Origin of the sequence: Streptomyces recifensis, assembly GCF_002154615.1 — a bacterium.
Classification (GTDB): Bacteria; Actinomycetota; Actinomycetes; order Streptomycetales; family Streptomycetaceae; genus Streptomyces; species Streptomyces griseoluteus.
The window spans coordinates 1-8476 of the sequence record NZ_MUNH01000291.1 but is presented as its reverse complement, the minus strand read 5'-3'; the positions used below and the strand labels follow the sequence as shown (position 1 = coordinate 8476).

Genomic DNA, 8476 nt, shown 5'->3' with positions numbered 1-8476 from the left:
GGATCACCCGGAGGCGGGGCTGGACGGCTGGGGGGCCGCACAGTCCCGCTTCCGCATGTCCCGGCCCGCTCAGGCCGCCGTCTGCTGCCGTACCTGCCGGCCCGCCGCGGCAGCCGCCATCCGGCTCAGCGCCTCGTCCCGGCCGCAGGCGTGGGCGCCCAGGGCCACCTGGCGGGACACGATCGAGCGTTCCGCGCGCAGCAGCCGCCAGCCCCGGCGCAGCAGGAACGGCACCGACTTGCGCCCCTCCTTCAGATCGCGCAGGAAGCGGCGCCGGAAGGTGGTGACCGGGCCCCGGGTCAGACACAGCGCGTCCGCCAGCAGCCCGAGTTCACGGCAGCGCTCGACGATCTCCGCGGCGAAGATGCCCTCGGCGATGAACAGCGGGGTACGGCCGATGCTCAGGGTGTCCTCGCCGGTACGCGCGCTCAGCGAGATGTCGTACACCGGCACCGGGGTCGCACCGGACGCGCACAGGCGGGCGATCGCCGCGAGGGCCACGTCGGCGTCCCAGGACTCCGGATGGTCCCAGTCGATGTCGGAGCTTCCTTCCACCAGCGGCAGGGTGGGGTCGTCGCCCTCCTTGTAGAAGTCGTCGAGGCGCAGCACGGGCAGCCCGGAGAGGGCGGCGACGAGTGACTTGCCCGAACCGGAGGGGCCGCACAGCAGCACCACACGGGCGGGGGACGGAGGATGGATGCTCACGGAACACCAGTTTGACGCATGGTGGCCGTCCTGCCGACCCCGCGGGTCCGCATTGGAGCGTGCGTCACATCTCAACTACCCTACGTGTCGACCGTATTACCCTGCGCACCAGAAGGCGGCACCACCGATGGCCCGACATTCCGCACCCCGGTCCCCCCGTCAGCCCGCCGCGCGGCGCGCCCTGATCGCCCTCGCCTCGGCCGGGGCCGCCCTGGCGGCGGGCGCGAGCACGGCCCATGCCGAGACGGCCGCACCGCTGGTGGACGTGCCGCCGCTGCGCTCCGCCGACATCGGCGACATCAACCCGCAGTCCGGGGTGAACGCGCTGACCACGTCGGTCGGTTACGCCACCGGCACCATCGCCGGCCTCAAGCCCAACCCGCTGGCCGGCACCGGCACCGACCCGCTGAACAACGGCATCGGCACCACCATCGCCGACTTCAAGCCGCTCAGCACCCTGGCGCTGACCGCCCCGATCGCCCAGGCCCCGTCCTTCGGCGCGGTCCCGGTCGTCGGGCAGGCCCTGGGGCTGCTCACGCCGAAGGGCTGACCAACGCGAAACCGCGCCGCCCCCCTGAGGTGAAGGGGGCGGCGCGGCTTTCGTGTGTGCTCAGTACGACGAGCCCGCCGCGCCCAGCGCCCCGGTGGGGTGCCAGACCGTCTTGGTCTCCAGGAACCCGGTCATGCGGTCGATGCCGGGAGTCGCCGTGTAGTCCACAGGCTGTGGACGGAGAACGCGCTTCAGGTTGTCCGCCGCCGCGATCTCCAGCTCCTTCGCCAGCTCGGCGTCGGCGCCCGCCAGGTCGATCGCGTTGACGTCCTGGTGTGCGGCGAGCGGCGCGCCCAGCTCGGCGGTGCCGCCCGACAGGATGTTGACGACTCCGCCCGGCACGTCGGAGGTGGCCAGCACCTCGCCGAGCGACAGGGCGGGCAGCGGGGCCTTCGCGGAGGCGACGACGACCGCGGTGTTGCCGGTGGCGATCACCGGGGCCAGCACCGAGACCAGGCCCAGGAAGGACGAGTCCTGGGGGGCCAGCACGGCGACCACGCCGGTCGGCTCGGGCGAGGAGAGGTTGAAGTACGGGCCCGCGACCGGGTTGGCGCCGCCCACGACCTGGGCGATCTTGTCGGTCCACCCGGCGTACCAGACCCAGCGGTCGACGGCCGCGTCCACCACGGCGGCGGCCTTCGCCCTGGACAGGCCCTCGGCCTCGGCGACCTCGCGGACGAACTGCTCCCTGCGGCCCTCCAGCATCTCGGCCACCCGGTACAGCACCTGACCGCGGTTGTACGCGGTCGCGCCGGACCAGCCGCCGAACGCCTTGCGCGCGGCGACGACCGCGTCACGGGCGTCCTTGCGGCTCGACCGGGGTGCGTTCGCCAGCCAGTTGCCCTTGGAGTCCGTCACCTCGTACACCCGGCCGCTCTCGGAACGCGGGAACTTCCCGCCGACGTACAGCTTGTAGGTCTTGAAGACCGACAGCCGCGGCTCGGTCTTTTCGGTCTTCTCAGACATCGAGGTACGCCTCCAGGCCGTGGCGGCCGCCCTCGCGGCCGAAGCCCGACTCCTTGTAACCGCCGAACGGCGACGTCGGGTCGAACTTGTTGAACGTGTTGGACCAGACGACTCCGGCGCGCAGCTTGTTGGCGACGGCCAGGATGCGGGAGCCCTTCTCGGTCCAGATGCCGGCCGACAGCCCGTACTGGGTGTTGTTGGCCTTGGCGACGGCCTCGTCCGGGGTGCGGAAGGAGAGGACCGACAGCACCGGGCCGAAGATCTCGTCGCGGGCGATGGTGTGCGCCTGGGTGACGCCGGTGAACAGCGTCGGGGCGAACCAGTACCCGGACGACGGGAGTTCGCACGCCGGGGACCAGCGCTCGGCGCCCTCCGCCTCGCCCTGCTCCGCCAGCGCGGTGATCCGGGCCAGCTGCTCGGCGGAGTTGATCGCGCCGATGTCGGTGTTCTTGTCCAGCGGGTCGCCGAGACGCAGCGTGGACAGGCGCCGCTTGAGGGCGTCCAGCAGCTCGTCCTGGATCGACTCCTGGACCAGCAGCCGGGAGCCCGCGCAGCAGACCTGGCCCTGGTTGAAGAAGATGCCGGTGACGATGCCCTCAACGGCCTGGTCGATCGGGGCGTCGTCGAAGACGATGTTGGCGCCCTTGCCGCCCAGCTCCAGGGTGAGCTTCTTGCTCGTGCCCGCGACCGTGCGGGCGATCTCCTGGCCGACGGCCGTGGAGCCGGTGAAGGCGACCTTGTTCACGTCGGGGTGTCCGACCAGTGCCGCGCCCGCGTCGCCGTAGCCCGGCAGGATGTTGACGACGCCCTTGGGCAGGCCCGCCTGGCGGCAGATGTCCGCGAAGAACAGGGCGGACAGCGGGGTGGTCTCGGCCGGCTTGAGGACGACCGTGTTGCCGGTGGCCAGCGCCGGGGCGATCTTCCACGCCAGCATCAGCAGGGGGAAGTTCCAGGGGATGACCTGGCCGGCGACGCCCAGCGGGCGGGGGTTCGCCCCGAAGCCGGCGTGGTCGAGCTTGTCGGCCCAGCCCGCGTAGTAGAAGAAGTGGGCGGCGACCAGGGGGAGGTCCGCGTCGCGGGTCTCCTTGATCGGCTTGCCGTTGTCCAGCGTCTCCAGCACGGCCAGCTCGCGGCTGCGCTCCTGGATGATGCGGGCGATGCGGAACAGGTACTTGGCGCGCTCGGAGCCGGGCAGCGCCGACCAGGTGGCGAACGCCTTGCGGGCGGCCCTGACCGCGCGGTCCACGTCCGCCTCGCCGGCCCGGGCGACCTCGGAGAGGACCTCCTCGGTGGCGGGGGAGACGGTCTTGAAGACCTTGCCGTCGGCGGAGTCGGTGAACTCGCCGTCGATGAAGAGGCCGTAGGAGGGGGCGATGTCGACGACGGCGCGGGACTCCGGCGCCGGTGCGTACTCGAAGAGGGAACCCATGGTGATCAGTCCACCGTCACGTAGTCGGGGCCGGAGTAGCGGCCGGTGGCCAGCTTCTGACGCTGCATCAGCAGGTCGTTCAGCAGCGAGGAGGCGCCGAAGCGGAACCAGTGGTTGTCCAGCCAGTCCTGGCCCGCGGTCTCGTTGACCAGCACCAGGAACTTGATGGCGTCCTTGGTGGTGCGGATGCCGCCCGCGGGCTTCACGCCGACCTGGACCCCGGTCTGGGCGCGGAAGTCGCGCACCGCCTCCAGCATCAGCAGGGTGTTGGCGGGGGTGGCGTTGACCGCGACCTTGCCGGTGGACGTCTTGATGAAGTCCGCGCCCGCCATCATGCCCAGCCAGCTCGCGCGGCGGATGTTGTCGTACGTGGACAGCTCGCCGGTCTCGAAGATGACCTTCAGGCGGGCGCTGGTCCCGCAGGCCTCCTTCACGGCGGTGATCTCGTCGTACACCTTGAGGTAGTCGCCCGCGAGGAACGCGCCCCGGTCGATGACCATGTCGATCTCGTCGGCGCCCGCCGCGACCGCGTCCCGTACGTCGGCCAGCTTCACGGCGAGGGCGGCGCGGCCGGCCGGGAAGGCGGTGGCGACCGAGGCGACCTTGACGCCGGAACCGGCGACGGCCTCCTTGGCGGCGGCCACCATGTCGGGATAGACGCAGACGGCCGCTGTCGTCGGGGTCGTCCGGTCGGTGGGGTCCGGGTGGACCGCCTTGGCGCCGAGCGCCCGGACCTTGCCGGGGGTGTCGGCGCCTTCCAGGGTGGTCAGGTCGACCATCGAGATGGCGAGGTCGATGGCGTACGCCTTGGCGGTGGTCTTGATCGAACGGGTACCGAGCGACGCGGCACGCGCCTCCAGGCCGACCGCGTCGACGCCGGGCAGCCCGTGGAGGAAGCGGCGCAGCGTGCTGTCGGACGCGGTGACGTCGGCGAGAGACTGTGCGGGGGACGCGAGGGGGGCACCGCCCTGTTCGAGCGACGCCGAGGACTTGGGGGAGGGCATGGTCACCAGACGAGCATATCTACGCGCGTAGCGGCTGTATAGCCCCGGGGGCCGGGTTGTGGGCAGTCCCACCGTCGCAGGTCACGGATGCGTTCCTCTCTCGGGCCAGGTGGTGGTGGTCGCGTCCCCTTCGTGCAGAATCGGGACCATGACGACCCCGGACCACCAGTCACCCGCTTCGCGGCCCGTGGTGCCCGCCGCCAGGGACCGGATCTACCGTTCGCCGATGGGACTCGTGGGCGGTGTGCTCGTGCTGGCCCTCGTCGTCTGGCTCGGCTGCGACGCGCTGTTCCGCGGCCACGGCCGGGTGCCGTGGCTCGCGCTGGCCGTGATGATCCTGGTCGTGCCCCTGGTGACGGCGTTCACCCTGCGCCCCGCGGTCTTCGCCAACCAGGAACGCCTCCGGGTCCGCAACCCCTTCCGGGTGATCGTCCTGCCCTGGGGTGAAGTGGCCACCCTGCGCTCGGGCTACTCCAACGAGGCGCTGGCCACCTCCGGCACCAAGTTCCAGCTGTGGGCGATCCCGGTCTCGCTGCGCGCCCGCAAGCGCGCGGCCAACAAGCGGGCCAAGGCGGCGGCGCAGGCGGCGCGTGGGGGCAGCGGCCCCTTCGCCGGACCTCGCTTCGGCATGTTCGGCGGGGACGCGTCCGTCCCCGACGTCTCGGCCGCCCCGGCCCGCGCCGAGACCGACAAGGTCATGGACGACCTCCGCGACCTCCACGAACGCCACGGCGAGGCGGAACACGCCCAGGGCGAGATCACCACCCGCTGGTCCTACGAGATCCTGATCCCGGCCCTGGCGGGCGCCGTACTCCTGGCAGTCCTGCTGATCACGGGCTGATCCCGGCCACGGTCGGCGGCGGGCGGAGAGACTCCGGCCGCCGCCGATTTTTGTGCCCGCTCTCTCCGCGCCCCCGGCGCGCACCCCATCCGACACCCGAAGGACAGAGGAAGACGGCAGTGAAGACCCGGCGCGGTTGGCGCGCGAACGACAAGGCGCCGGAGAGCCGGTACAAGCTGGGCCTCCTGCGCGCGATGACGGCCGCGGCCCGGCTGTCGCGCGACCGGAGGGCGTGGATCGCCGCCGGTGCCGTGCTGCTGGTCGCGGTGGTGGCGGGGGTGTGGGTCCACCTCGCCGGACGGCAGGACGGCCCGCCGGACACCCGCGCCCGTCAGTACAGGGAGTTCGACGCCTGCCTGCTGACCGGCGACAAGGGCATCGCGCAGGGTACCGACGCCGCCTCGGCGTGGCAGGGCATGCAGCGGGCGTCGCTGGAGACGCGTGCCCGGATCAACTATGTGCCGGTGACGGGCGCGCAGTCGGTGGCCAACACCCAGCCCTTCCTCAACAGCCTGATGCAGCGTCACTGCGGTGTCCTGGTGGCGGTCGGCGCCCCACAGGCGCGAGTCGCCCGCGAGGCGGCCGCGAACCACGCCGAGGTGCGGTTCGTCCTGGTCGACGGGGCGTCAAGCGCGGCCCGGGACACGGAAAAGAACGTCACTGTGGCCCAGCCGGGCGACGCGCTGCCGGACACGGTGGCCGCCGTGATCGAGCGGGCCGTGGAGGCCTCAGGGCAGTGACACACCGGGAGTTGTAGTAAAGATCAGATAAAAGTGAGAGCCATGCGTAGGTCAAGTGACCGAATCTAAGAAAAACTTACGAAGTTTTGCTGACTTCTTAAGTTAAGGCTCTCCCATGCGTGTTCGCTGGGTCCGTAGCCCTCGCTTGTTCCCGCCGGGCAGTTCCGGCAGACGTCGAGCGAGGGCTACGGCTCTTTCTGTTCTTGTCTCTCTCACCTTCATGCTCACCACCGAGACAGCGGCGGCCACCGGCGCCACCCTGCCGGCGCTGAGCATGCCCGAACTCTCCTTCGCCGGCCTGGCGAAGTGGGCCCACAGCTCCTCCCTCGACACCCCCGACCAACAGGGCGGCACCGCGCGGGGCAAGAGCCACCACGCCTCGGCGGCGGCCACCAGCACCCACCGCACGGCCGGCCACAAGCCGGGCCGCGGCAAGGGCGAACTCGGCGCCTACCAGCGTCATGTGAACAGGCCCCAGAAGACCACCACCAAGGCTCTGGCCTCGGCGAAGAGCTTCAACCCCCGTACGAGCGAGCGGGACGCCAAGAAGTCCACCGCGACCTCGGACTACTTCGTCAACGCCGACGGCTCCACCACCGTCCGCCACTACGACGAACGGGCCAACTTCAAGGCGGCGGACGGCAGCTGGACGCCGATCGACACCGACCTGAAGAAGGGCGACGACGGCCGGTTCGAGCAGACCGCCAACTCCGTCGACGTCGACTTCGCCCCGGACGCGGCCGACGACCGGCTGGCCTCGCTCGGTCTCGGCAGCGGCCGTTCGGTCGCGTACTCCCTCATCGGCGCCCGCGAGACCAAGGCGTCCGAGGACGAGAACGGCACCCTGCTGTACGCGGACGCCCTGCCCGGCACCGACGTGCAGCTCGCGCCGATCGCGGACGGCTTCAAGGAGAACCTCGTCCTGCGCTCCAAGGACGCGGACAACTCCTGGCTGTTCGCGCTGGACGCGAAGGGCCTGACCCCGCGCATCGGCAAGAACGGTGACGTCGAGTTCACCGGCGCCGACGGCAAGGTGGCCGCGACCGTCCCCCACGCCTACATGGAGGACTCGCGCATCGACCGCCGTTCCGGCGACGGTGCCCGGTCTTCCAAGGTCACGTACGAGTTGGCCACCGTGGACGGCGAGCCCGCGCTGCGGATGACCGCCGACCGGGACTGGCTGGACGACCCCGAGCGGGTCTACCCCGTCACCGTCGACCCCACCACGGTCATGGGCGCCAGCCAGGCGACGTACGTCCAGAACGACTACAGCTCCAACCGCTCGGCGGAGACCCAGATCAAGGTCGGTTCATACGACTCGGGCACCACCAAGGCGAACTCGTTCCTCCAGTTCTCGTCGCTGGGTTCGACGATCGCCGGCCGGCAGGTGACCGCCGCCACGCTCAACGTCTGGGCGCTGTGGTCCGCCACCTGCACCCCGGAGGCGTTCTCCGTCCATCCGGTGACCCAGTCGTGGTCCCCGTCGACGACCACCACCTACCCGGGCCCGTCCTACGGCTCGGCCATCGGTTCCCTCACGCCCGACCCGGGTGCCTCCTGCACCAACAGCACCGGAAGCACCGGTGTCGGGGTGAAGATGCCGGTGCCGCTGTCGACGTCCTGGTTCACCCAGGTCGCCGCGGGCGGGATCAACTACGGCCTGGCGCTGGCCGCGCCGACCGGTGACGGCCTGCACTGGAAGAAGTTCCACTCCGACGACTCGGCGACCTCCGCCTGGCGTCCCTCGCTCGACCTGACCTACGGCACCAATGTCGAGCCGCAGGTCAACGCCTCGTACCCGCCGGAGAACTTCCAGGCCAACACCCTCCAGCCGGAGCTGCTCGTCTACGCGAGCGACGCCGACAAGGCGCCCAACGCGGCACTGTCCTACAGCTTCGAGGTGTACGACGCCGACTCCGGCAGCACCACGCCCGTCGTCACCTCCGGCGCCCTGACCAAGGGCAGCTGGAAGATACCGGCGGGCAAGCTCAAGTGGTCCAAGAACTACGTCTGGTACGCGGGGGTGAGCGACGGACTCGACGAGACGACGTACTCCAGCCGCTTCACCACCGCCGTGCCCCAGCCGCCGGTCACCTCGGGCCTCGCCCAGAACACCGACGGCCACGACTTCGACCCGAGCGACGCCAACTACACGACCGACGACTCCGACGCGGACGTCGAGGTGGTCGGCCCCTCGCTGCAGATCGACCGCTCGTACAACAGCATCGACCCGCGGGTCGA

The 8476-nt window shown here is 70.9% G+C and carries 8 protein-coding genes; 4 read left to right on the top strand and 4 right to left on the bottom strand.

All coding sequences use genetic code 11. From position 1 onward, the window contains the following. Positions 1-69: 69 nt before the first annotated feature. Positions 70-705 carry a uridine kinase family protein gene (locus CCN33_RS16805; protein WP_244173836.1) on the bottom strand — a complete coding sequence of 212 codons (636 nt, stop codon included), beginning with the start codon at positions 703-705 and terminating at the stop codon, positions 70-72. Between the two features lie 127 nt (positions 706-832). Between CCN33_RS16805 and CCN33_RS16800 the strand changes: the two genes are divergently transcribed. After that, positions 833-1255 carry a hypothetical protein gene (locus tag CCN33_RS16800; protein WP_086694405.1) on the top strand — a complete coding sequence of 141 codons (423 nt, stop codon included), beginning with the start codon at positions 833-835 and terminating at the stop codon, positions 1253-1255. A gap of 60 nt (positions 1256-1315) precedes the next feature. Here CCN33_RS16800 and CCN33_RS16795 read toward each other — a convergent pair whose 3' ends face one another. The 3 genes from CCN33_RS16795 to deoC are packed head-to-tail and all read right to left on the bottom strand — an operon-like array spanning position 1316 to position 4654. Next, positions 1316-2221, bottom strand: a complete 906-nt coding sequence (locus tag CCN33_RS16795) for an aldehyde dehydrogenase family protein (RefSeq protein WP_086694404.1) — start codon at positions 2219-2221, stop codon at positions 1316-1318. After that, positions 2214-3650 carry an aldehyde dehydrogenase family protein gene (locus tag CCN33_RS16790; RefSeq protein ID WP_086694403.1) on the bottom strand — a complete coding sequence of 479 codons (1437 nt, stop codon included), beginning with the start codon at positions 3648-3650 and terminating at the stop codon, positions 2214-2216. Before CCN33_RS16790 ends, CCN33_RS16795 begins: the two co-directional genes overlap by 8 nt. A gap of 5 nt (positions 3651-3655) precedes the next feature. Then, positions 3656-4654, bottom strand: a complete 999-nt coding sequence (gene deoC / locus CCN33_RS16785; RefSeq protein WP_208621780.1) for a deoxyribose-phosphate aldolase — start codon at positions 4652-4654, stop codon at positions 3656-3658. A 148-nt stretch (positions 4655-4802) separates the two neighbouring features. On the opposite strand from deoC, the gene CCN33_RS16780 reads away from it, so the two are divergent. The 3 genes from CCN33_RS16780 to CCN33_RS16770 form a co-directional block, all read left to right on the top strand. Beyond that, a complete protein-coding gene (locus CCN33_RS16780) occupies positions 4803-5495 on the top strand; it encodes a PH domain-containing protein (RefSeq protein WP_086694402.1) in 693 nt (230 codons plus the stop codon). A 119-nt stretch (positions 5496-5614) separates the two neighbouring features. Continuing rightward, positions 5615-6235 (top strand): type 1 periplasmic-binding domain-containing protein, encoded by a 621-nt coding sequence (locus CCN33_RS16775; RefSeq protein ID WP_244173835.1) that lies wholly within the window; start codon positions 5615-5617, stop codon positions 6233-6235. Positions 6236-6455: 220 nt separating this feature from the next. After that, positions 6456-8476 (top strand): DNRLRE domain-containing protein (locus CCN33_RS16770; protein WP_244173834.1); only part of this gene is annotated, 2021 nt, incomplete at its 3' end.

What these genes read in the sequence shown, in the direction of transcription:
- CCN33_RS16795 (WP_086694404.1), bottom strand. Translation starts at nt 2,221, where the DNA reads ATGTCTGAGAAGACCGAAAAGACCGAGCCGCGGCTGTCGGTCTTCAAG.
- CCN33_RS16790 (WP_086694403.1), bottom strand. Translation starts at nt 3,650, where the DNA reads ATGGGTTCCCTCTTCGAGTACGCACCGGCGCCGGAGTCCCGCGCCGTC.
- CCN33_RS16780 (WP_086694402.1), top strand. Translation starts at nt 4,803, where the DNA reads ATGACGACCCCGGACCACCAGTCACCCGCTTCGCGGCCCGTGGTGCCC.
- CCN33_RS16800 (WP_086694405.1), top strand. Translation starts at nt 833, where the DNA reads ATGGCCCGACATTCCGCACCCCGGTCCCCCCGTCAGCCCGCCGCGCGG.
- deoC (WP_208621780.1), bottom strand. Translation starts at nt 4,654, where the DNA reads ATGCCCTCCCCCAAGTCCTCGGCGTCGCTCGAACAGGGCGGTGCCCCC.